The organism is Pseudomonas sp. FH1 (assembly GCF_000510895.2).
Classification (GTDB): domain Bacteria; phylum Pseudomonadota; class Gammaproteobacteria; order Pseudomonadales; family Pseudomonadaceae; genus Aquipseudomonas; species Aquipseudomonas azotoformans_A.
The window spans coordinates 68,334-89,693 of sequence record NZ_AOHM01000125.1 but is presented as its reverse complement, the minus strand read 5'-3'; the positions used below and the strand labels follow the sequence as shown (position 1 = coordinate 89,693).

At 60.3% G+C, this 21,360-nt stretch carries 25 protein-coding genes and 2 pseudogenes; 14 read left to right on the top strand and 13 right to left on the bottom strand.

Annotated features, from left to right (window positions below):
• Positions 1 to 109: 109 nt before the first annotated feature.
• The 5 genes from H096_RS26980 to cadR all read right to left on the bottom strand — a co-directional run bounded on the left by H096_RS26980 (position 110) and on the right by cadR (position 3,182).
• Positions 110 to 976 (bottom strand): sterol desaturase family protein, encoded by an 867-nt coding sequence (locus H096_RS26980; RefSeq protein WP_024015049.1) that lies wholly within the window; start codon positions 974 to 976, stop codon positions 110 to 112.
• A 68-nt stretch (positions 977 to 1,044) separates the two neighbouring features.
• Positions 1,045 to 1,791, bottom strand: coding sequence for an AraC family transcriptional regulator (locus tag H096_RS26975; protein ID WP_024015048.1), 747 nt, complete (start codon positions 1,789 to 1,791; stop codon positions 1,045 to 1,047).
• On the bottom strand, positions 1,791 to 2,300 hold the full coding sequence (gene lspA / locus H096_RS26970) for a signal peptidase II (protein ID WP_003452327.1): 510 nt from the start codon (positions 2,298 to 2,300) through the stop codon (positions 1,791 to 1,793). The genes H096_RS26975 and lspA overlap by 1 nt, the downstream gene beginning before the upstream one ends.
• Positions 2,297 to 2,644, bottom strand: coding sequence for a DUF3703 domain-containing protein (locus tag H096_RS26965; RefSeq protein ID WP_024015047.1), 348 nt, complete (start codon positions 2,642 to 2,644; stop codon positions 2,297 to 2,299). The genes lspA and H096_RS26965 overlap by 4 nt, the downstream gene beginning before the upstream one ends.
• A 130-nt stretch (positions 2,645 to 2,774) precedes the next feature.
• A complete protein-coding gene (cadR, locus tag H096_RS26960) occupies positions 2,775 to 3,182 on the bottom strand; it encodes a Cd(II)/Pb(II)-responsive transcriptional regulator (RefSeq protein ID WP_024015046.1) in 408 nt (135 codons plus the stop codon).
• Between the two features lie 97 nt (positions 3,183 to 3,279).
• On the opposite strand from cadR, the gene H096_RS26955 reads away from it, so the two are divergent.
• The 4 genes and pseudogenes from H096_RS26955 to H096_RS26935 all read left to right on the top strand — a co-directional run.
• On the top strand, positions 3,280 to 4,176 hold the full coding sequence (locus H096_RS26955) for a cation transporter (protein WP_085986662.1): 897 nt from the start codon (positions 3,280 to 3,282) through the stop codon (positions 4,174 to 4,176).
• Between the two features lie 170 nt (positions 4,177 to 4,346).
• Positions 4,347 to 4,610 (top strand): type II toxin-antitoxin system RelB/DinJ family antitoxin, encoded by a 264-nt coding sequence (locus H096_RS26950; RefSeq protein ID WP_020303033.1) that lies wholly within the window; start codon positions 4,347 to 4,349, stop codon positions 4,608 to 4,610.
• A complete protein-coding gene (locus tag H096_RS26945) occupies positions 4,597 to 4,878 on the top strand; it encodes a type II toxin-antitoxin system YafQ family toxin (protein ID WP_011282522.1) in 282 nt (93 codons plus the stop codon). Before H096_RS26950 ends, H096_RS26945 begins: the two co-directional genes overlap by 14 nt.
• Positions 4,879 to 5,097: 219 nt before the next feature.
• Positions 5,098 to 5,345, top strand: a pseudogene (locus tag H096_RS26935) (hypothetical protein); the annotation flags it as partial.
• An 89-nt stretch (positions 5,346 to 5,434) separates the two neighbouring features.
• Here H096_RS26935 and H096_RS26930 read toward each other — a convergent pair.
• Positions 5,435 to 7,060: a methyl-accepting chemotaxis protein gene (locus H096_RS26930; protein ID WP_020301382.1), complete on the bottom strand. Its 1,626-nt coding sequence runs from the start codon at positions 7,058 to 7,060 to the stop codon at positions 5,435 to 5,437.
• 1,053 nt (positions 7,061 to 8,113) lie between these two features.
• Here H096_RS26930 and H096_RS26920 point away from each other — a divergent pair.
• From H096_RS26920 to H096_RS26910, 3 genes and pseudogenes are all read left to right on the top strand, one after another.
• Positions 8,114 to 8,287, top strand: a pseudogene (locus tag H096_RS26920) (transposase); the annotation flags it as partial.
• Positions 8,284 to 9,501 (top strand): TniQ family protein, encoded by a 1,218-nt coding sequence (locus tag H096_RS26915; RefSeq protein ID WP_003465063.1) that lies wholly within the window; start codon positions 8,284 to 8,286, stop codon positions 9,499 to 9,501. The pseudogene H096_RS26920 and the gene H096_RS26915, both read left to right, overlap by 4 nt.
• A gap of 60 nt (positions 9,502 to 9,561) precedes the next feature.
• Positions 9,562 to 10,176: a recombinase family protein gene (locus H096_RS26910; RefSeq protein ID WP_000904941.1), complete on the top strand. Its 615-nt coding sequence runs from the start codon at positions 9,562 to 9,564 to the stop codon at positions 10,174 to 10,176.
• 52 nt (positions 10,177 to 10,228) lie between these two features.
• Here H096_RS26910 and merE read toward each other — a convergent pair whose 3' ends face one another.
• Genes merE through merT form a run of 6 tightly spaced genes read right to left on the bottom strand, consistent with a single transcriptional unit; the run spans position 10,229 to position 13,376 of the window.
• Positions 10,229 to 10,465, bottom strand: a complete 237-nt coding sequence (merE, locus tag H096_RS26905) for a broad-spectrum mercury transporter MerE (protein ID WP_001087809.1) — start codon at positions 10,463 to 10,465, stop codon at positions 10,229 to 10,231.
• Positions 10,462 to 10,827, bottom strand: coding sequence for a mercury resistance co-regulator MerD (gene merD, locus H096_RS26900; RefSeq protein WP_003465059.1), 366 nt, complete (start codon positions 10,825 to 10,827; stop codon positions 10,462 to 10,464). Before merD ends, merE begins: the two co-directional genes overlap by 4 nt.
• 16 nt (positions 10,828 to 10,843) lie before the next feature.
• Positions 10,844 to 12,490, bottom strand: a complete 1,647-nt coding sequence (merA, locus tag H096_RS26895) for a mercury(II) reductase (protein ID WP_000136268.1) — start codon at positions 12,488 to 12,490, stop codon at positions 10,844 to 10,846.
• Positions 12,487 to 12,732, bottom strand: a complete 246-nt coding sequence (merF, locus tag H096_RS26890; RefSeq protein WP_000654684.1) for a mercury resistance system transport protein MerF — start codon at positions 12,730 to 12,732, stop codon at positions 12,487 to 12,489. The genes merA and merF overlap by 4 nt, the downstream gene beginning before the upstream one ends.
• A 2-nt stretch (positions 12,733 to 12,734) precedes the next feature.
• The gene (gene merP / locus H096_RS26885) at positions 12,735 to 13,010 is read right to left on the bottom strand and encodes a mercury resistance system periplasmic binding protein MerP (RefSeq protein WP_000735441.1); all 276 of its coding nucleotides are present in this window, start codon (positions 13,008 to 13,010) and stop codon (positions 12,735 to 12,737) included.
• 15 nt (positions 13,011 to 13,025) lie between these two features.
• Positions 13,026 to 13,376 (bottom strand): mercuric ion transporter MerT, encoded by a 351-nt coding sequence (gene merT, locus H096_RS26880; protein WP_001294667.1) that lies wholly within the window; start codon positions 13,374 to 13,376, stop codon positions 13,026 to 13,028.
• 71 nt (positions 13,377 to 13,447) lie between these two features.
• Here merT and merR point away from each other — a divergent pair, with 71 nt between their 5' ends.
• From merR to H096_RS26855, 5 genes are all read left to right on the top strand, one after another.
• Complete coding sequence (gene merR / locus H096_RS26875; protein WP_000429838.1) at positions 13,448 to 13,882, top strand: Hg(II)-responsive transcriptional regulator; 435 nt, start codon at positions 13,448 to 13,450, stop codon at positions 13,880 to 13,882.
• A 216-nt stretch (positions 13,883 to 14,098) separates the two neighbouring features.
• Positions 14,099 to 14,674 carry a recombinase family protein gene (locus tag H096_RS26870; protein WP_033902375.1) on the top strand — a complete coding sequence of 192 codons (576 nt, stop codon included), beginning with the start codon at positions 14,099 to 14,101 and terminating at the stop codon, positions 14,672 to 14,674.
• 4 nt (positions 14,675 to 14,678) lie between these two features.
• Complete coding sequence (locus H096_RS26865; protein WP_200876640.1) at positions 14,679 to 16,316, top strand: DDE-type integrase/transposase/recombinase; 1,638 nt, start codon at positions 14,679 to 14,681, stop codon at positions 16,314 to 16,316.
• Positions 16,306 to 17,277, top strand: coding sequence for an AAA family ATPase (locus H096_RS26860; protein ID WP_024015038.1), 972 nt, complete (start codon positions 16,306 to 16,308; stop codon positions 17,275 to 17,277). The genes H096_RS26865 and H096_RS26860 overlap by 11 nt, the downstream gene beginning before the upstream one ends.
• A 271-nt stretch (positions 17,278 to 17,548) precedes the next feature.
• Positions 17,549 to 18,382: a metal-dependent hydrolase gene (locus tag H096_RS26855; RefSeq protein WP_033902374.1), complete on the top strand. Its 834-nt coding sequence runs from the start codon at positions 17,549 to 17,551 to the stop codon at positions 18,380 to 18,382.
• Here H096_RS26855 and H096_RS26850 read toward each other — a convergent pair.
• Positions 18,379 to 20,454 carry an EAL domain-containing protein gene (locus H096_RS26850; RefSeq protein ID WP_033902373.1) on the bottom strand — a complete coding sequence of 692 codons (2,076 nt, stop codon included), beginning with the start codon at positions 20,452 to 20,454 and terminating at the stop codon, positions 18,379 to 18,381. The genes H096_RS26855 and H096_RS26850 overlap by 4 nt on opposite strands.
• A 161-nt stretch (positions 20,455 to 20,615) precedes the next feature.
• Here H096_RS26850 and H096_RS26845 point away from each other — a divergent pair, with 161 nt between their 5' ends.
• Complete coding sequence (locus tag H096_RS26845; protein ID WP_241495547.1) at positions 20,616 to 21,017, top strand: hypothetical protein; 402 nt, start codon at positions 20,616 to 20,618, stop codon at positions 21,015 to 21,017.
• Between the two features lie 13 nt (positions 21,018 to 21,030).
• Positions 21,031 to 21,360, top strand: coding sequence for a DUF6388 family protein (locus H096_RS26840; RefSeq protein ID WP_033902371.1), 330 nt, complete (start codon positions 21,031 to 21,033; stop codon positions 21,358 to 21,360).

The window sequence follows — 21,360 nt, the reverse complement described above, 5'->3', positions numbered from 1 at the left end:
CGTTAGAGCGCATGTCTGCTTGGCATGCGGGAACATCTAGTCTCTTCCGCCCACGAGCCAGATCATTCCAGGCAAACACATGGGGCCTACAGCTTTGAGGCCCACTACGCTATGTGCGGGCTCGGTCTCGCCCAAAGGGTTCGGTCAACTGACCAAGGTAACCCTTGGGATAGTCCCTCTCACGCAAGCCGACATTGGCGTCGCCCTGCTTTCCTGTACTGTCGTAGAACGTCCCGAATAGCCGATCCCACACCATCAGAAATTCGCCGCAGTTCACCTGGGCATCTTCGAAGTCGCGCTTGTGGTGCCAACGATGAATTTCAGCCACCCCGATGACATGGCGCAGCCAACCCAGCCGGTAATCCAGGTTCGAGTGCTGAAAGCCCAAGTGAACGGTCAGAATGCCGAACCAGGTGGCAACCACTGCCGAAGGCGCGCCGGATGCAAACAGCAGCACCAATCCCGGGCCAGCCATGAGCATCGCATGTAGGGGATGCCGGCGCTCCCCATTCATCCAGTACAAGCGCTCGGCGCTGTGGTGAATCATGTGAAAACGCCACAGCCAGGGTACGTGGTGGCTGATGCGGTGCATGGCATACAGGCTCAGATCGAGCACGACGGCGACCAGCAGCAGCTGAACCCAAAGTGGACTCTCGACTGGGAAGAGACGAACTGTAGCCGGCACTGCATCGCCCAGCCTGGCCAGGATTTCGGCGGTGAACTGGATGACGGAAAGATTCACCAGCATATGCACCAGGTCGGTCAGGGTGTCCTGGTGATCCTCCAGCCAGCCCTCCCGGAAAGGCTGGATACGCTCCAGCCCCGCGACGGCCAATAGACCGACTGCGGCTACCAAGGGTGTGCTGGGCCAGTACGGCACCCCGGCGTACAAGGCCCAGACCATGAAGGCGGCGCTGCCACCAAACACGAGCGGATAGCTCAACCAGCGTAGGGCGAATCGAAGAGAAGTGGACATCGCTCAGCTCCTATGTAGAGAGCCTTCACGGTAGGTGCAGAGGACGACGTTCGACTTGAACGAAAGAGCTATGACTTCTGGAGATCGACCGCAGCCAGGGCGGAGGACGGATCGATGCCCAGCAGCGCCCTGAATGTCCGGGAGAAATGCGCCGAGTCGGAAAAACCTGCCGCATGCGCGGCTTCGGTCAGCCGTCCCCCTTTGGCCAGGTGTTGCAGGGCTTGGGTGAGGCGCAGCCATTTGACATAGCTGCGCAACGGCAGGCCGGTTTGCTCCACGAACCAATGGGAAAAACGCGTGGGTGACAAATGCACCAACGCGGCCATTGCCTCACGCCCCATTTGGCCTTCGCGCAGCGCTGCGGTGACCTTGGTCAAGCGCGGATCAGGGATTGGTGGATCGGCAAGCCGCAACAGCCGACGTACCTGCGCCTGCAACTGGACAGGCGAATGCCCCGACGCCCTCAGTGCCTCGACCATCGCAGCAATATCGGCCGCTACGATCTCCATCAGCCTCACGGCTCCGCTCACCCGCAAGGCACGCGCCTCATCGGACAGCACATCCAGGTAGATCGACAGGACATGCCCAGCACTGAGCCGGTGCTTCAAGCCTGCCGGAATCAAGATGGCAGCCCCAGATTGCCCACCCAACGGCGTTTCAACCGTTATCGCGGCGTCGAGCCCCACTGCAATTTGATGTGCTTGATGATGGTGCCAATCCTGGTGGGCGGCATGGCCGAGAAAGACGCCGATACCGGGGCCGACCCAGGCATGGCCTGACCAGCGAGCCACTTCTGCGGCATCCGAGCTTCGCATTATCTGCCCCGGTCCAGTTCCGCGCTTGGACTCAGCACACTGCTCAGGAGCAACATGGCGGCACCGCCCACGATGCCGATGTCCGCCAAGTTGAATGCAGGCCAATGCCAGGATTGCCAGAAAAAATCCAGATAGTCGATCACATGGCCTCGGAAGCTGCGATCGATCAGATTCCCCACTGCCCCTCCCAGTATGAGGCTATAGCCCAGCGCTTCGAGCTTGGCCCTGGGCTTACGCAAGAGCAACGCGAGCCCAATCGAAACAACCAGTGCGAGGAGAATGAAGAAGTAGCGCTGCCAACCGCCCGCGTCAGCTAGGAAGCTGAACGCTGCGCCGGTATTCCAGAAATGGACCAGATTGAAGACTGGGGTCAGAGGAACCACGGCGCCGACCGAGAGCGAACCCTCAATTACATATTTGATCGCCTGGTCGGCCAGGGCAACGGCTAGCGATAGCGTCCACCAGAGCCCGGGAGTGATACGGTGCGCCATTCCAAGTGGCGATTTCATTGTTTCGCTCCCTGAAACAGTCGCTGCAATCCGGGTGAGACGGGCATCGGCGCGAATGCACTGATCCTCGCGCGTCCGGTATTGCCGAGCGGTACCCAGATCTTCGAGAACAACACGGCAGCGATGATCCGTGGTGCTTGGCCGAACATTTCCCGGTAGTCGCGCAACTGCCAGCCAGCCCTTAGCATCAACCAATGGCTCCGCGCATGCAGGACGGGCATGTGCTGGCTCAAGATGTGGGCGCGCTCGAGCCAGGGGAATGCCTCGGTTGGCGCCTTTTCACGGAGTGCTGTCCTTGCCTGGAAAAAGGCTTCATCGATGGCATTGCGGAGGGCGGTATTCATCTGGAACTCACTTGCGCAGCAGTTGGAAGGCCATGATTCTGGGCCGATCGTGCAAGTGAACACCCTGTAGCCGCTATAGGGTCAAGCTCTACGCTTTGAGCAGAAGCGAATGGCACTTTTCTAGCGCGCCTTATGGAAGCCGTTTGCCTCCCTCCACTAGACCCGAAAGTATTCCGCAGTCCAGGCTTTGTCGTTCGTCATCGCAGCAGCTGCGTAACGTCACCAACTGGTTTTCCAGGGCTTGCAAGGATGCGATCTGGGCCCTGACCTGGGCGATATGGCTATCAAGCAGCGTATTGACCGCCGCGCACGGTTGCTGCGGCTGTGCTTGAACGCTCTGCAAAACACCAATTTCGTCCAACGACATGCCAAAGGACCGGCAACGGCGGATGAACAGCAGTTTCTCCACATGATCCGCTTCGTAGGCTCGGTAGCCATTTGCCTGGCGATTGGGCGATGCAAGCAGGCCCTGGCGCTCATAGAAACGAATGGTCTGAATGTCCGCTCCCGTCAGCTGTGCAAGTTGACCAATGCGCATAGGCTGCTCCTCGATAAACAGCCAGTATATCCAGGCTTGACCCTATACCTGCTATATGGTTTTCAATTGCCAGAATTGAACCTGATAGGAGAGGCGGATCATGAGCTCGTGTGAAAAATCCTGTGGCTGCGGTTCAGTGTCAGCGCCTGCTGAAGCAGCGAGCGCGCCCTCGACCGAAGGAGCCTGGGTCAGCCATTTTTCTGTACCCAAGATGGATTGCCCTTCGGAAGAGCGAATGATTCGGCTCGCGCTGAATAGCTTGCCTGAGCTTCGTTCGTTGTCCTTTGATCTGAGCAGCAGGCAGGTACTCGCTTTCCATGACGGGGCGGTTGACCCAATCACTACCAAGCTGGAGTCCCTGGGTCTAGGGGCAGCGCTACTGGGGACTCAACCAGCTAGTCAGGAAGCAGCCTCGACCAATCGCGCTGATGAGGAATTAGCGGCGTCGAAAGAGGCGAGCACCCTGAAAATTTTGCTCGGCATCAACGCTGCCATGTTTGTTATCGAGATGGGCGCAGGGTTGATCGCTCAGTCGACGGGCCTTATTGCCGACTCGCTGGACATGTTTGCGGATGCTGCCGTCTATGGCTTGGCTCTCTTTGCCGTCGGCCGCAGTGCACAGCTGCAAGTTCGCGCTGCGCACCTGGCGGGTTTCTTTCAGATCCTGTTGGCACTGGGCGTACTCGTGGAGGTGGCTAGACGCTTCCACTATGGCAGCGAACCTGAGTCGATGCTGATGATGGGGATTGGCTTAGTTGCACTCGTCGCAAACGCCAGCTGTCTCTTGATGATCTATGGCCATCGCGAAGGCGGTGCACACATGAAAGCGAGCTGGATTTTTTCGGCCAACGATGTGCTCGCGAACATTGGCGTTATCGTCGCCGGCGCGCTGGTTGCGTGGACGGGCTCTCCCTACCCAGACTTGGTGATTGGTACGGTCGTTGGCCTCATCGTATTGAACGGTGCGCGCCGAATCCTGGCATTGAAAGCCTGACCAACCGATCCTGTATTCCATCGCGATGGGCTCACTTTCTACAAGTGAACATCAATGGTACGGACAGTCCAATAAACCTTCGTTTGATAGACGCCTCTGGCGAGGTGTGCTGGGTGCACTCCTGGAAGGATTGAGCTACAATGTAGCTCATCAATCTGGAGGATCAAACCATGTCCGCAAATGCTGTAGTCCGTGCCCGTATCGACGAGCACATCAAGGAAGAGGCGACCGTCGTGCTGGCAGCGATGGGACTCACCGTGTCTGACGCCTTCCGCATCATGTTGACCCGAGTCGCCCGCGAGAAAGCCTTGCCGTTCGAGCCGCTGATTCCGAACGCCACCACCATCGAGGCGATGAAGGAAGCGCGCCGTGGCGGCTTGAAGTCGTTCGCTTCCGTCGAGGATCTGATGGCGGATCTGAATGCGGACGATTGAACAGACCAGCCGGTTCAAACGCGATTATAAACGCGAAGCCAAAGGCCCGCATCGTCAGACGCTGGCGAGCGATTTCATTGCCGTCGTCACAGCCCTGGCGAATAACCAGCCTCTGGCCGAGAAGCACCGTGACCACGCCCTCACCGGCGACTGGAAAGACCACCGGGACTGTCACATCAAGCCCGACCTGGTGTTGATTTACCGCAAGCCGGATGACGCCGTGCTGCAACTCGTGCGTCTCGGATCGCATAGCGAGCTTGGCCTGTAACGCCGGGGTCTGCCCAGGACAAGGAAAGAAGCTACATGACAATCAGCATCACCGACGACGATTGGAACGAACTGACTCCCGAGAGTTTCGATACCACCGCACTGCTGCGGGCAGTCGATGCCGTGGACGAGCTGCGCGGCGATTGAGTGACAACGCAGACGGCGGGCCTCCGCAACTGCGCACCGACCTGTTGAAGCTGCATCAACTGGCGATGAGGTGATCCAGGTGCGGATTCGAGAGCACGTCATCGCCACCAATGACATGCGTCTGTTCGGTCTGCACCTACTGGGGCAGGCGTCGCTGCGCATGGAGCAAGCGCTGTGGCCAGAAGAATATGAGCGGATGACCCGCGAGGTCGAAGAAGCTCTCCGTGAGGCCGACGACCCCAACGCCAAGTCGTACACCCACGAGAAGTCATGCAGGCGATGCAGGAACGAATCGACCAAGCACGAGACAAGCCATGTTGATCGGCCCTGCCCCAACTCCCTCGAACTCGGATGAGTCGGACCTAGCAACGTGGTGACACCGATCATCTAGGGCCGGAGCAGAGCCTGTGTCAGCCCGCGAGGCGGTGCGTCACTTCGCTGAGCTGGGCCGACAGCGTATGCAGGTTCTGGCTGGCTGCCTCGGTACGCTCGACATTGTCCTGGTTGGTGGTGGCGATGGCGGTAATTTCGGTCAGATTGCGCGAGATATCTTCCGCCACGGACGTCTGCTCTTCGGCAGCGGTAGCGATCTGACGGTTCATGTCGCGGATCGCTTCGACTTCTTGGGTGATGCGCTGAAGCATGCTGCCCGCTTCCGTAACCTGTTCGACACCTTCGTTGCTGCGGGTTTGTCCATTTTCAATCGCACGCACCGCATCCACCGCGCCGGTCTGCACCGTGTCGATAATCTGATGAATTTCAGCGGTGGAGTCGGCGGTGCGCCTGGCCAGCGTGCGCACCTCGTCGGCAACGACGGCAAACCCGCGTCCGGCATCGCCCGCGCGGGCGGCTTCGATGGCTGCGTTTAGCGCCAGCAGATTGGTCTGGTCGGCGATGCCGCGAATAACTTCCAGCACCTTGCCAATGCGACCGCTATCGGTCTCCAGACGGCGTATTACCTCGGCGGTGTTGCTGATCTCGCCGCGCATGTGGGTAATGGTCTGGATAGTCGAACGCATCATGGTCTCACCCTGCTGCGCCGAATGATCGGCCGCATCCGCTGCACGCGCGGCTTCGGCGGCGTGACGGGCGACTTCCTGCGCCGTAGCGGACATTTCATGCATGGCGGTAGCGACCTGATCGGTGCGCGAGAACTGCTCGCGAGTGCCTTGGCCCATCAGTGCGGCGATGGCGCTCAATTCACCACTGGCGCTGTCCAGGTCCGAGGTGTTGCGTTGCAGGAGGGTGAACGTATCGGCAAGGAAGTCACGCAGGATATTCGCGGCAACTGCCAGACGTCCCAATTCGTCAGCACGGGACGCATCGACGCGCTGTGCAAAGTCGCCCTGGCTGAGCTTGGCGATGTGGTCGATCAGGTGACGGATGGGGGCGATCAGATTGCGGTTTACCAACCATAGGCTGAGCAAGGCGATGAAAACGCCAGCGGCTAGCATTACCAACGAGCCGACGACTATTTTACGATCTGCGGCTTCGCTGATGGTTTCCGAACGATGCAGCGCCGAATCGCGCTGCTGGATGACCAAACCACTGAGCTGTTCGCTGGTGGCACGGTCGATGCCTTGAACCGCCTCGTCGCCGGCGAATGGATCGTTTCCGCCGGCGATGTAGGCCGCACGGCCCGCGCGGTAGGCGGCGCCGAGGCGCCGGTGCTCCTCGTGCAGGTCGCGGAGCTGCTTTGACAGGGCAGGGTTGTGCTCGCTTCGCTCAACGAGTCTGCCCAGGATGTCCTGGACCTTTCGTTCCTGGTTCTCGAAGCTTTGCCAGTACTTGCTCAAGGCTTCAGGTGATTTGCCACGCAGCAAGACGTTCTTCCACTCCTGCACCTGCACTTTGAATTCCACGTTGGCTTCGTCGATCAGGCGCGACGTTTCGATCGGACCCTTGAGTAGTTGTTGATACTTGGAAATGTCATCCGACAAGAAGGAAAAACTGGCGAAGGCGATCAGCAATATCACCAACAGGCTGCCGCCGATCAGTGTGAGCAGCTGAGCGCGCAGGGATTTTTTCAAGAGCATCTGGGCGGTCTCGTATCGAAAGGGGGGCGCTTGAGTCATACGCAAGATTGAGCGAGCGGTCAGCCAAATGACCGTTCGTTCGCCCCCTTATGTCGGCGTACCGCTGCGATACTTGAACGCTTTCAGACCAGACGCAGATGGTTGTCCCAGAGCCCTGCCGGCAATTGCAGCGCGGTGCTGACGAAGCCCCCGCTGGCGGGGTCGACCGTTAGGACAAGATGTCCGATCCGCGCTCATCGAAGCCTCCGCGCCTGGCCGGGGCACTTCTACCCGTGTGTTCGCGCAGTTGCGACAGCCAACCCGCAGGGAGTTTTTGCGGTTCATCCGCGTGGCTTGAGGAGACCAAGTTTCCGTCGCGGTCAAATAAGCTCATGCGCTTGAAAACCGGGTCCTCGGCGAGCATTCGCGCGGCTCGTCTCTGGTTTGGCCTTAAGCTACCGGCGCCCCTATCTGCCTGGTCTGCACTCTTTACTATACCGAACGACGAATGTCAGATCGAGCGCTCGGCGATCGGGAATATTTTTCGCCAAGCAAGGGCTACGCATGTCGCGAGATTCCAGCGCCTACGACTGGTGTTTAGAGTCGGCCAATACTCCTGTCCGGCCGGTCAGCCATGCGTCCTTGAGTCGTCGTGAATCCTGGCGGGATCGGACCTGGGCCCACAACCGTTCCCACCGAACATTTTCCCCGCCGGCGAGCGGCTTTCTCGCGCAACAAATTGTTCGGAGCTCAAGGTCCTTCTCTACGTTTCGGCTGCATTGGCAGTGCGTTCGGCCCTCACCCGCCGATCGGCTCACAACAAGGACGCGATGGGCGCGACCATGAATCCGAAAGGAGAACACCATGGCCATCATCGGCATCTTTACCACCTCTAAAGACGGGGCTAGTTGCAGTTAATGTGAGTAGGGAACGATGGAATGCAAGCCGGCGCGGCTGAATGCAAGCTCGCTCGCAAATAATCTGAGCCAGACGGCTCCGTCAGTCGCAGTTAATCTGAGCCGGAAATTGCGCTGATTGCGAGCACGGCCGTTTTCGATTGCAAGCCGGTACAGCTACCTGCTCACCCGGAGCGAAGGCACCATCGGCGAGCTTGCACATCTGCTGGTGGCGGCGGCCGTCGCCGCCGTGGAGAGTGGCGAGGAAGCGATCAACCACCGCACGCTCAGCATGGCCGACTACATCGGCCCCAGTGAGCGGCGGCGACAGTTCGAGCGGGAACTGATGTGAAGTCCGCGCCGCGCTGGCCGCTGCATCCGGCACCCAAGGAAGGCGAAGCCCTGTCCTCATGGCTCAACCGGGTCGCCGCCTGCTACCAGATGGACGTGCACGAGCTGCTGGCCCACGATCTTGGTCACAGCCAACTTGATGACCTGGATACCGCACCATCCTTGTCGTTGCTGACGGCGCTCTGCCAGCGCAGTGGCGTCGAGCTGGAGCGGTTGCGCAGCATGAGTCTTGCAGGCTGGGTGCCGTGGCTGCTCGACAGTCTCGACGATTCGGTACCAGCAGCCTTGGAAACCTATACATTCCAATGCGCGGTGCTCCTGCCCAAGCGCACCCGCAAGGTGCGGTCCATCACTCGCTGGCGTGCCTGGCTACCGAGCCAGACGATTCGCCGGGCGTGTCCGCAGTGTCTGAACGATCCAACGAATCAAGCTGTGCTACTCGTCTGGCAGCTCCCCTTGATGCTGAGCTGCCCGCAGCATGGCTGCTGGCTGGAGTCCTACTGGGGCATGCCCGGCCGGTATCTTCAGTGGGAAATCGCCGATGCTGCGCCGCGCCCTGCCGATGACGCAATCGCCTGCATGGACCGGCGCACCTGGCAGGCGCTGACGACGGGTTTTGTGGAGCTGCCGCGTCGGCGTGTCCACGCCGGCTTGTGGTTCCGGCTGCTGCGCACCCTGCTTGATGAGCTGAACACGCCGCTCTCGCACTGCGGCAGTTGCTCGGCGAGCATCCGCCATGTCTGGGAGCGCTGCGGCCATCCGCTGCGCGCCGGGCAGAGTCTGTGGCGTCCCTACGAGATTCTGGCCCCGGCGGTGCAGTGGCAGATGCTGGAGGCGGCGGCCACCGCCATCACGCTGATCGAGTCAAAGGCGCTGATCCCGCGCGGGGAACAGGCCGCGCTGTTTCAGACGGAGCCGCACACTGGTTTCACCAACGGCCTGCCGGCGAAGGTGCCGAAGCCGGAACCCATCAACCACTGGCAACGAGCAGCCCAGGCCATCGATGAGGCCATCATTGAAGCGCGACACAACCCGGAGACGGCCCGCTTGCTGTTCACACTGGCGTCCTACGGGCGACGCGACCCCGAATCCCTGGAACGTTTGCGCGCCACGTTCACCAAGGAGGGCATCCCGCCGGAGTTTTTGTCACATTACGAGCCTGAATGGCCGTTTGCAGGTCTTAGACTAAATGACGGGTTAAGTGACAGTTTTTGACGGCGAGAACTTTCTGGCTCACACTGTCACATAATCGAACGTATATGTGACAGGTACGACATGCTGATAGGCTACATGCGGGTATCGAAGGCGGACGGCTCCCAGGCTACCGATTTGCAGCGCGACGCGCTGATTGCCGCCGGGGTCGATCCAGTACATCTTTACGAGGACCAGGCATCCGGCATGCGCGAGGATCGGCCCGGCTTGACGAGCTGCCTGAAGGCGTTGCGAACTGGCGACACACTGGTCGTGTGGAAACTGGATCGGCTCGGACGCGACCTGCGACATCTCATCAACACCGTGCACGACCTGACTGGGCGCGGCATCGGCTTGAAGGTATTAACCGGGCACGGCGCGGCCATCGACACCACGACCGCCGCCGGCAAGCTGGTCTTTGGCATCTTCGCCGCCCTGGCCGAGTTCGAGCGCGAGTTGATCGCGGAGCGCACGATTGCCGGCCTAGCCTCGGCCCGCGCGCGCGGGCGGAAAGGCGGCCGGCCGTTCAAGATGACCGCCGCCAAGCTGCGGCTGGCGATGGCGGCAATGGGTCAGCCAGAGACCAAGGTCGGCGACCTGTGCCAGGAACTTGGCGTCACGCGGCAGACCCTGTATCGGCATGTTTCACCCAAGGGTGAGCTACGTCCAGATGGCGAGAAGCTACTCAGCCGAATTTGATGCCGGCATGAGGCAACGTAGCGACAGCGTGGTTTGTCTCAATGGGAAGCGCTCATGATCGATCTTTGAAGGCCCGCAGCAGTCGTGTCACAGACAGGACGAACAAACCGGTCAGCGTGAGGGCTGCGATACCCCAGTACTCTCCGATGAACGCGCCGGCCGTCGTGCCGGCCAGCACAATGGCGAGAATCGGCAAATGGCAGGGACAGGTGAGCACGGCCAGCGCGCCCCACAGGTAGCCGGTGATCGGTTTGTGCGTCTCGGACGGCAAGCGCTCGGGGCTGTTCATGGCAGACTCTCCGCGTGCTGTGCCGGCTCGGTCGGCATGGTGGCCAACTGCACCTCCAGATCGGCCAACGCTTCGCGCCGACGCTCGACGAACTGGCGCAGAACGGCAAGCTGCGCGGCCGCTTCATCGCCGTCCGCAGCATCCAGCGCCCGGCACAGCCGCGCCAGCGCGTCCAGGCCGATGCCCGCCTCGAAGGCCGCCCGCACGAAGCACAGCCGTTGCAAGGCGGCATCATCGAACAGGCCATAGCCGCCCGGGGTGCACGCCACCGGACGCAGCAATCCGCGCAGCAGGTAGTCGCGCACGATATGCACGCTCACCCCGGCATCAAGGGCCAGCCGGGACACGGTGTAGGCGCTCATTGAAAACCTCCTTTTTTTATCCAGCGCAGCAGGAAAGCTGCTTCACGTCCTTGTTGAAGGTCTGCGCCGCAAGCTTCAACCCCTCGACCATTGTCAGGTAGGGGAACAACTGGTCGGCCAGTTCCTGCACCGTCATGCGGTTGCGGATGGCGAGCACCGCCGTCTGGATCAGTTCGCCCGCTTCCGGGGCCACCGCCTGCACGCCGATGAGCCGTCCGCTACCTTCCTCGATGACCAGCTTGATGAAGCCGCGTGTGTCGAAGTTGGCAAGCGCTCGCGGAACGTTGTCGAGTGTCAGCGTGCGACTGTCGGTCTCGATGCCATCGTGGTGCGCTTCCGCCTCGCTGTAGCCCACGGTGGCGACTTGCGGGTCGGTGAACACCACTGCCGGCATCGCGGTCAGATTGAGGGCTGCGTCGCCGCCGGTCATGTTGATCGCGGCACGGGTGCCGGCGGCCGCTGCCACGTAGACGAACTGCGGCTGGTCGGTGCAGTCGCCGGCCGCGTAGATGTTCGGGTTGCTCGTGCGCATGCCTTGGTCGATAACGATGGCCCCTTGCGCATTGACAGTGACCCCCGCCGCGTCCAGCGCGAGGCTGCGCGTATTCGGTGCCCGACCGGTGGCAACCAGCAACTTGTCAGCGCGCAATTCACCGTGTCCGGTGGTCAGCACGAATTCGCCGTTCACATGGGCGACCTGGCTGGCTTGCGTGTGCTCCAGCACCTCGATGCCCTCGGCGCGGAAAGCGGCTGTCACGGCCTCGCCGATGGCCGGGTCTTCCCGGAAGAACAAGGTGCTGCGTGCCAGGATCGTGACCTGGCTGCCGAGCCGGGCAAAGGCTTGCGCCAGTTCCAACGCCACCACCGACGAACCGATCACGGCCAGGCGTGCGGGAATGGTGTCGCTGACAAGCGCTTCGGTGGAAGTCCAGTAGGGTGACTCTTTCAGGCCCGGAATCGGCGGCACGGCCGGACTGGCACCGGTGGCGACCAGGCAGCGGTCGAACGTTACCTCGCGCTCGCCACCCTCGTTCAAACGGACGACCAGGCTCTGGTCGTCCTTGAAACGCGCTTCACCGTGCAAAACGGTGATGGCTGGATTGCCGTCCAGGATGCCTTCGTATTTGGCGTGCCGCAGTTCATCGACACGGGCCTGCTGCTGGGCCAGCAGTTTGCTGCGGTCAATCGCAGGCACAGTTGCCGCAATACCGCCGTCGAACGGACTTTCCCGGCGCAGATGGGCAATATGGGCAGCGCGGATCATGATCTTGGACGGCACACAGCCGATATTGACGCAGGTGCCGCCGATGGTGCCGCGTTCGATCAGCGTGACCGTCGCGCCTTGCTCGACGGCCTTCAGCGCCGCCGCCATCGCGGCCCCGCCGCTGCCAATGATGGCGATATGCAAACCGGCGCCCTCAAGTGCATCACGGATTTTTGGTTCATCTTTGAAATCACCAACCCGGATCGAGCCTTGATAACCCAATGCGGCGATGGCGGCCAGCAGTTGGTTGTGGCTCACGGCGGTGTCTGCCATGACTTGCGCGCGGCTTTCTGGATAGGACACCACAGCGGCATTCACGCCGGGAATCTTTTCCAAAGCATCTTTGACATGGGTGGCGCAGGATGTGCAGGTCATGCCATTCACGGTGATTTCGGTCATTTTTTTACTCCATTGAATTTCGGGGTGCAGCAGGCATCGGCTTGGCGTTTTCGTTGGATGGCGTAGATGGTCAAGCCGATGAAAATCGCCAGCGCAGGCAGCAGCACATAGTCCAGATAGCCGGTCAGCGCGGACAAGCCGACCACACCGAGCAAAATGACCAGAACAGGGGTGAAGCAACACAGCGCCACGAGGGTTGTGCCAATGATGCTGACCCGCAGCAGTGTCTTCGGGTCTTTCATGATCAGTTCTTGACTGATGATGGGTAGCCCGCATCCTCGGTAGCCTTGGTCAGTTTCTGCACGCTGGTCTTGGCATCATCGAAGGTGACCACCGCTTCGCGCGTCTCGAAGGTCACGTCAACTTTACTGACGCCATCGACCTTGGAAATCGCCTTCTTGACAGTGATCGGACAGGCCGAGCAGGTCATGCCCGGTACGGACAGCGTAACGGTCTGGGTGGCGGCCCACACGGGGGCAACAACGGCAGCGAGGGCAAGGGCGGAAAGCAGCTTTTTCATGGTGAACTCCTGTGATCAATAGAAAAATGGCACGACGTAGGGAAATCCGAGCGCGACCAAAACCAGCACGGCCACGCCCCAGAAAATGAGCTTGTAAGTAGCTCGCACTTGGGGAATCGCGCAAACCTCACCCGGTTTGCAGGCGGCTGACGGCCGGTAGATGCGCCGCCAGGCGAAGAACAACGCCACCAGCGCCACGCCGATAAAGATGGGGCGATAGGGTTCCAACACCGTCAAGTTGCCGATCCAAGCGCCGCTGAACCCCAAGGCGATCAGAACCAGCGGCCCGAGGCAGCAAGCCGAGGCGAGGATGGCGGCCAGCCCGCCAGTGAAGAGCGCGCCGCGCCCGTTTTGAGGTTCAGACATACGTTTGTCCTTTCGAATCTGAATTGGATAGCTTAAGCTTACTTCCGTAGTTATGTACGGAGTCAAGCGATATGGAAAACAATTTGGAGAACCTGACCATTGGCGTTTTCGCCAGGACGGCCGGGGTCAATGTGGAGACCATCCGGTTCTATCAGCGCAAGGGCTTGCTCCCGGAACCGGACAAGCCTTACGGCAGCATTCGCCGCTATGGCGAGACGGATGTAACGCGGGTGCGCTTCGTGAAATCAGCCCAGCGGTTGGGCTTCAGCCTGGATGAGATCGCCGAGCTGCTGCGGCTGGAGGATGGCACCCATTGCGAGGAAGCCAGCAGCCTGGCCGAGCACAAGCTCAAGGACGTGCGCGAGAGGATGGCTGACCTGGCGCGCATGGAGGCCGTGCTGTCTGATTTGGTGTGCGCCTGCCATGCGCGGAAGGGGAACGTTTCCTGCCCGCTGATTGCGTCACTGCAAGGGAAGAAAGAACCGCGCAGTGCGGACGCGGTGTAGCCCGAGGGAACTACGCCTTAGCGTGCTTTATTTTCCGTTTTCTGAGGCGACTCCAACGTCAGAAAAGACCGTGCGGTCGACTTTTGATATTTCGTGCTGTCGCCTTCTGAAAGTGACACAATTCCCACGCAAACCCGCATCGTTGGCATCCAACTACAGTCTCCATCTTTCAGTATCCGACTACACTGAACTATCGCTGAATAGTTGGACAACGCCATGTTGATTGGATATGCCCGCGTCTCGACCGACGACCAACTCCTCGATCTGCAACGCGATGCTCTGGCGAAGATCGGCTGCGAGCGGGTGTTCGAGGATACCGCCAGCGGTGCCAAGGCTGAGCGGGTTGGCTTGACCGCTTTGCTGGCCACGCTACGCCGTGACGACACCGTGGTGATTTGGCGCCTGGATCGCCTCGGCCGCTCGCTGAAGGATCTGATCCGGCTGGTTGAGCAATTGGACGCCGCCGGCGTCGGCTTGCGCAGCTTGCAGGAAAACATCGACACCGCCTCGATTGGTGGCCGCCTGGTGTTTCACCTGTTCGGTGCCTTGGCCGAGTTCGAACGCAACCTAATCCGCGAGCGCACCCAAGCCGGCTTATCCGCTGCACGGGCGCGAGGCCGCAAGGGCGGACGCAAGAAACGGCTCGACCCGGCCAAGCAGGAGCTTGCCCTGCGCCTCTACCATGAGCGGAAACATACCGTGGCGGAAATCTGTCGGATGATGGGCATCGGCCGCTCGACGCTCTACAACTATCTCACCGAGGCCGAGCGTGATGCCCAGCGGGCGGCGTAAAGCCATCCCGACCGATTCGCTGATGCAGTTGCGGCAGCGGCTCGACCGTCTGCCCAAGAAAAGCCCGGAACGGATTACTCAGGTGGCCGCGATAGCCGAGTTGTACGGCGTGTCCCCAAGCACCGTATACCGGGCGCTGAACCTCATCCATAAACCCCACGCGGCTCACCGCGCCGACCATGGTAAGCCGCGGGTATTGCAGCAGGCCGAGCTGGAGCGCTACTGCGAGCTAATTGCCGCGCTGAAACTGCGCACCACCAACAAACAAGGGCGGCACCTATCTACCCGCCGTGCCATCGAGCTGCTGGAGGGCTATGGGGTGGAAACCGAGCAAGGCTTGGTCAAGGCGCCCAAAGGGGTTCTGACCCGCAGCACGGTGAACGAGTACCTAAGCCGCTGGCACCTGGACCAGTCGCGGCTGTTGCGGCAACCACCGGCCACCCGCTTTCAGGCTGCGCACAGCAATGACTGCTGGCAGTTCGACCTGTCGCCCTCCGACCTCAAGCACATCGATAAGCCGGACTGGATCGATCCGGCTAGGGGCATGCCGACGCTGATGCTGTTCAGCGTGGTGGATGACCGCAGCGGAGTGGCCTATCAGGAGTACCACTGTGTATATGGCGAGGACGCGGAGTCAGCGCTGCGCTTCCTGTTCAACGCCATGACGCTGAAGGCGGACCCGACTTTTCCCTTCCAAGGCCGCCCGAAGATGATCTACCTGGACAACGGCCCGGTGGCCAAACGCCGAGTATTCCAGAACGTCATGCAGGCGCTGGACATCGAATGGCAGACACACATCCCGGCCGGCAAGGATGGCACCCGCACCACGGCTCGCTCGAAAGGCAAAGTGGAGCGCCCCTTCCGCACGGTGAAGGAAGCCCACGAGACGCTGTATCACTTCCACAAACCGGAAACCGAAGCGCAGGCCAATGAGTGGCTGCTGCGTTATCTGGTGCGCACCTACAACGTGCAGGATCATCGCTCCGAACCGCATTCGCGGATTGAGGACTGGCTGGCCAACCTGCCCGTCGAGGGCCTGCGCGAAATGTGCACCTGGGAACAGTTTTGCCGCTTTGCCCGCGAGCCGGAACGACGCAAGGTCGGCGTCGATGCCCGCGTCACCATCGACGGCACGGCCTACGAGGTGGAGCCCGACATGGCGGGCGAAACCGTGGTGTTGCTCTGGGGCTTGTTCGATGACGAACTCTATGCCGAGTTCGAGGGGGAGCGCTTCGGACCTTACTACCCCGTCTCCGGGCCAATTCCCCTACATCGTTACCGCGCCTTCAAACGCGGCAAGGCGGATGAGCGCTCTGATCGCATCCGCTTGCTAGCCGGCCAGCTTGGCCTGCCTATCGCCGCATTGGCTGGCGACGATGTGCGACTCACACCCTCTATTATTCCGACGGCACTGCCACGCCAACCCTTCGATGCCGAGGCGCACGAATACCGGTTTCCCAATGCCATCGCCGCCAAGCTCGCCATTGCCGATGACCTAGCGCAGCCGTTGGCTAAGCTCTCTCCCGACGATCAAGCCTTCATCCATCAGGTGCTGAGCGAAACCCTGACACGCCGCATTGTCTTGGAGCGCGTGCGGGGCTACTTCCGCCATAAGAAAACAGGAGAAGAACATGCGGGCTGAAGTAATGCAGCACTACGGACTGGCGTTGCCACTGAACCAGGCCGGCTATTTTGAAACCGCCCACCATCAGCAGTTGATCAAGGACATCAAGGGGGCGATCTTCGAAGGACGGCTGATTGCACTGTGCGGCGTCATCGGCAGCGGCAAGACCGTAATGCTGCGCCGGCTTCAACAAGCGATGGAAGAGGAAAAGAAGATCACGGTCTCCAAGTCTCTCGCCATTGAAAAGCACAGCATCAAGCTGGCCACTTTCATCGCAGCGCTCTTCTATGACCTCTCCACCGAGAAGCAGGTACGCATCCCCACCCAGGGCGAAAAGCGTGAGCGTGACCTACGCGAGTTGGTGAGGAAGAACAAGCGCCCGGTCGCCCTGTTCGTCGATGAGGCCCATGACCTCAACGGCCATACCCTGACCGGTCTTAAGCGTCTGATGGAGCTGGTGGAGGACGGTGACGGGCGGCTGTCGATCGTGTTGGCCGGGCATCCCAAGCTGCGTAACGACCTGCGCCGACCGACGATGGAGGAAATCGGCTACCGCACCGACATCTTCTCGCTCGATGGCATTGCTGGCAGTCAGCGGGAATACATTCAGTGGCTGCTGGAAACCTGCACTGCGGGGAAGGTCGAACCCGAGTCGATTCTGACCGAAGACGCGATCGACCTACTCGCCACTAAACTGCGCACGCCACTGCAAATCCAACTGCACCTCAGCCTGGCACTGGAAGCCGGCTACCTGACCGGCGAGAAACCCGTTTCGGCGGAACTCGTGCAATCGGTGCTGTCGCGCCAACTGGATGATCTGGAGCCAACCCTCACTCGTCACGGCTACCGCATCAAGGATCTAGTGGAGCAATTCGATGCCAAACCCACCGAAATCAAGGCTCTGTTCAGTAATGCGCTAGACCCGGCGCGGGCGGTTGAGTTACGTGACAAGATGCTGGCAGCGGGCTTGCCTATCTGAGTCCTGTCATTTGCAAATAATGCAGGCTGGCGACGATGGAATGCAGGTCGGCGCGGATCAATGCAGGCTCATTCGCAGTTAATGCTGGTTTGCCGGGCCGGTCAGTCGCAGTTAATTCCGGTCGAAAATCGTATTGATTGCAGGTCGGGACGTTTTTAAATGCAGGCCGCTACACCTAGTGGTGTTTGCCAGCAAACGCATGGCGCCAAAGCCCCGCACGCCGGTACTTGAACCCAACGACGAGCCCCGCCTCTGAACAGGAGCACGCACCATGTTGCCGATCCGCCGTGACATCCGTTTCACCCTGCCCGCCGAGCGCATCAAGGACTGGCATGAACAGGGTCCGTTCATCACGCATTTCTTCAATGCCCTGTCGCTGCTGTTCCCTCAGGGCGAGCTGTTTTTCATGGACAGCGTGCGCCACTACCGCCAACGCATCGACGACCCCGTGCTGAAGAAAGAGATCCAGGGTTTTATTGGCCAGGAGGCGATGCACAGCCGCGAACACGTGGCCTACAACGACTTGCTGCAAGCCGCCGGCTTGCCCGCGCATACCCTAGACCGCCGGCTGAAATTTATCCTGGACCTGCAGAAAAAACACCTGCCAGCGTCCTTCAACCTGGCCGTGACCATTGCCCTTGAACACTACACCGCGATGCTGGCCGAAATCCTGTTGAGCGACCCGTCCCGCTTCGGCGAGTCACTCAAGGGCTACCAACAGATGTGGTACTGGCACGCGCTGGAGGAAACCGAACATAAGGCGGTGGCCTTTGATGTCTGGAACACGGTGATCAAGCCCGGACCCAAGCGCTATTTGCTGCGCACCGGGACCATGCTCACCACCACGGTGTTTTTCTGGCTGGTGGTCTTCGACTTCCACCTGCGCCTGCTGATCGCCGACCGCAAGTGCGGCGGACACCTGAAAGGCTTCTGGCGCATGCTGAAATTTCTGTATGGGCCCAAGGGCGTTTTCCCACGGATGCTGGTGCCGTGGCTGCATTACTTCAAACCCGGCTTCCACCCCTGGGATCATGACAACCGTGCGCGCCTAGCCGGGATTGACGACCTGGTCGAGGAGATCGAGCAGACCCAACGCGGGTATTAGGCTTGCGCCAAGGCGGCGCGTTCACGCACAAAGCCTTCCAACTGATCGCCCGGCAGTGCCTTGCTGAAATACCAGCCTTGGATGATCAATTCGGCGCCGGTGTTGAGGAAGGCCAACTGCTCGGCCGTCTCCACGCCTTCCACCACCACGCCCAAGTTCAGCGCCTCACAGAAGCGCAGCATGCCAGTCATGACCTGGGCCCCCTTGGGGTCGTGCTGGGCCACCACGAAACTGCGGTCGATCTTGATGAAATCCACCGGAAACTGATGCAGGTAACTCAAGGCCGAAAACCCGGTGCCGAAGTCATCGATATAGACCTTGGCGCCAATGGCTTGCAGCTTCTGGATGGTCTGGCGCGTGACTTGGATATCGCTGACCAGTGCGTCTTCGGTGATTTCCACCGAGACCTGCCCGTGGGCCTGGGCCAGGATTTCCACAAGGCGCTCGCCATAGGCGGCGTCGGTCAGGGTCGCGCTGGATATATTGATGGTCATCGGCAAGGCAAAGCCGAGTTTCTGCCACTTCTGGTATTGGCGGACCGCCTGGGACGCTACCCACACATCCACATCCGGCATCAACCGCGCCTGGGCCAGCCATTGCAGGAACTCCCACGGCGAATGCACCTTGCCCTGGGCATCGCGGGCGCGCATCAGTGCTTCACAGCCCGTGCACAAGCCGGTACGGGTCGAGACCTGCGGCTGGAATTCGAGGTAGAACTCGTAGTCACTGATTTGTTGGATGCGGCTCAATTCATTGGCCTGGCGCGCCAGTGTCTTGTGGGACGCGAGCACCGGGTCCAGTTCACGCAGCCGGCCCTTTTCTTCAAGACCCCGGAAAGTCATGTCCAGAGACTTGAGGTAGACCGTGCCCCCCTCGGTTGCCTGGCGATGAATCGCGCGCACATAGGGCGCATACACCAAAGTGCCCAGGCCCAGCAGCGTCAGTTGCAGCGCCACTGCCGCGAGGTCGCCGTGCGTGCTCAAGTAGGCATTGAGTAGAACAGGCGCTGTGAATGGAACGCTGACCACCGCAGGCGACACCCAGCCCATCTGCACCACCGTCAACGCCACCATGGCATTCAATGCGGGTACGATCAGAAACGGGATGAACAAGCGCGGGTTGAGGATGATGGGCAAACCGAACAACAGCACTTCGCTGACGTTGAACAGTGACAGCGGCAGGCTCGCCACCGCCAACAAGCGCATGGACTGGCTTTTGGAAAACAGCAGGATCGCCAGCAACAGGCACAACGCACCGCCGGAACCGCCGATAAACGCAAAGCTGCCGAGCAGCCCGCTGTTCAACATATATTTGATGGGCTCGCCCGCTGCCAGCGCCGTACTGTTCAGCACCACCGCCTGGTCCAGCACATCGAACAGCGGTTGCATGGCGTACACGCCATGAATGCCGAAAAACCACAGCAACGAATTCATCAGGGTCACGAACAGCCCGCTGCCGTAGGGCGACTCCAGGGCATCGAGTACTTGGGGCCCCTGCAGGTGCGCCACATACGGCACCTGCAACAGCAAGGACAGCACCACCACCAATCCCAGAGCGGTGATGGCGCCCGGCACCACCATATTGATCGTGCCCCGCAGGTTGTGGCCTACCAAATCTTCGTTGACCAAGCGAGTCCAGCGGTAACGGTGCAGCCAGGCAATCGCCGGCACATTCAACAGCGGCGAAGCAATCGCAATAAACAGGACGAAGGTGGCCGAAGCACGAGGATATTCGCGCAGGATAAACGTCGCCACCACCACATGGGCCAGACACAGGAACGCCACCGGCAGTTGTGGCAGGCGATACTGGATTGCCAGCATGTAACCGATGGACGCAGCGACCAACAGCGGGATCACTGAGCTGATTTGATTGTGCAAGCCTGCAAGGAACGTCACCACTTGCGGATCGAATCCCAGCACCCGTGCGCATTCAGACAGGATCAGGAAGCCGGCAGACACCAACAGGCATGGCAGGATCCACAACAAACCTTCGCGGATCGCTCGAAGAGACTCAGTGCTGGCCAAGGCGGCCAGACGTTGGGTGAAGAAAAGCTTGAACAGCGTTTGCGCCATGACCCATCCCTCTGCCCATCGCCCACTGTCCCTGGAAGGCAGGGCCGGAAACACGGGGCTAACGCTACACGTCCTGGCACAGTGAGCGAAAGCCTTTTGCCATTCAACCAGGTGTTTTTTCCGTAATAGATGACAGGCAAACCCCTGGATTTTAAAAATAATTGAGTTTTCTGACCTGGGCCAACCGCCGAATCTGCTTCAATGAGTATTATCGGCGCCTGTATTACGCAATGGATTCGCCGTATTCATGGACGGCTGCCTGCGAAGGAAGCAGGCACCAGGGAGAGAAGCTGGATATGCAAGACAAGCTGTCAATAAACGTACGCCCGCTGTTTTTCAACATCCTGCTGTGGGTATTCGGGGTTACGCTGCTGTTGATCAGCAAGGGCGTGATCGAACGAATGACGGGATCCACCGACGAGGGTTCCCTGGACCTGCCCCTGGTGTTGATCGCCTATCTGTTATTGTTTTTACTCACCCCCATACGCGCCTGGACCCACCGCCGACTACGCAAGCGCGCCCGCCGCCTTAGCGCCGGCCACCGTCCAAAGCCTGGCCATTGATTGGAGCAAGCCTTTGTCACCACCCGGCGATAACCACCAACTGGCATTGGACCGGTTTCTCAACGAACACCCCGATGTAGCCGTGGAACTCAACACCCTGAACCCGCTGGCGGCTCAAGCCAAGGGCGAAACCCTGGCGCACTATCGCGCCGAACGGCTGCATGAGGCCTTCGAAGCAGAGGCCGAACGCCAGGGCCTGTTTGCCTGGGAGTTGACCCTTAAACTCACCGCCGAATCCCCCGAAGACTTTGAAGCCCAACGTCTTGAAGTGCATAAGGAAGTGGCACAGATGGCCGGCCTGAGCTGGGACGAATACCGCCAGTTGCATGATTTGGCCGGTTGA